The 1,072-nt window shown below is 53.4% G+C and carries 1 pseudogene; it reads right to left on the bottom strand.

The window, feature by feature from the left end:
• A pseudogene (locus tag ACF8FG_RS05665) lies at positions 1-1,072 on the bottom strand (IS3 family transposase); the annotation flags it as partial.

Below are 1,072 nucleotides of genomic sequence, written 5' to 3'. Positions count from 1 at the left end.
GAATGCAGCACGAGCTTCGGTTTCTCTCCCAGGCAATCGAGCGCTTTGCCAAGCATGTTCCCAACCAGGCTATAGCACGGGCGGCTGGCCATTTCGTAGGCCACGATTTCGCCGTTGTACAAATCCATCACGGGCGACAGGTAAAGCTTCTGTTGAGCTACTTTGAACTCGGTTACGTCGGTCACCCACTTCTGGTTTGGGCGTTGAGCAACAAAATTTCGCTCCAGCACATTCGCTGCCACTTTACCGACGGTACCTCGATAGGAGCGGTATTTCTTGGGGCGCACTACTGATTTCAATCCCTGCTCAGCCATCAGCCGTTCAATGACCTTCTTGTTCACCCGCTTTTCCTTCCTGATTACGAGTGCGATACGGCGATAACCATAAAGCCCTTTCTGCTCGTGGTAGACGCGATGCACCAATGCCTTGAGCTCAGCATGCCGATCTGGCTTCTGCTGAGCTTTGAGCTGGTAGTAGAAGGTGCTGCGCGCCAGCTCGACCAGTTGAAGGAGGTCAGGCAAAGGAAATCTGCGCTTGAGTTTGGAAACGATCAGGACTTTTTCCCGCGTGTTCGTTCCTTTTCCTCGCGCAGAGCCTTGAGCTCCTTTAGGACAGCGTTCTCCATGCGCAGGTACTCAAGTTCAGCCATCAGCTGATCTCGAGACTTCTGATCATCACTGGTATCGGTGGGTTTGACAGGCTTGATCTTCTTCGACACGTCGATTGGCTTTCTTGGCTTAATGGCAGTAGAGGGTGCAGGACTGCCACTGTAGTACTGCCGCTGCCAAATGCCTATCTGAGAGGACTGCCCAAGACCAAAATGGGCAGCGGTCTGGCGCAGTGAAAGCCGATGCTCGTGCATGTAGCTAAGCACCTGCTGCTTGAAATCACTGCTATAGCGCCGCCCATGCGAGCCTGGACCAATGCCATTATTGGCCTGATATCTGGCCACCCAGCGTCGAAGCAGACTGAAATCGATACCTAAGTGTTGAGCCACCTTTCGGAAACCGTTGCTGCCGTCCAGGTAGGCTGTGATCGCTGTGAGCTTGAATTGCTCGGTGTACTTACCCAT

It is taken from the genome of Pseudomonas sp. YQ_6, from assembly GCF_043103245.1.
Classification (GTDB): domain Bacteria; phylum Pseudomonadota; class Gammaproteobacteria; order Pseudomonadales; family Pseudomonadaceae; genus Aquipseudomonas; species Aquipseudomonas alloputida.
The sequence above is the reverse complement of the archived record's forward strand: the minus strand, read 5'-3'. Positions and strand labels throughout refer to the sequence as shown.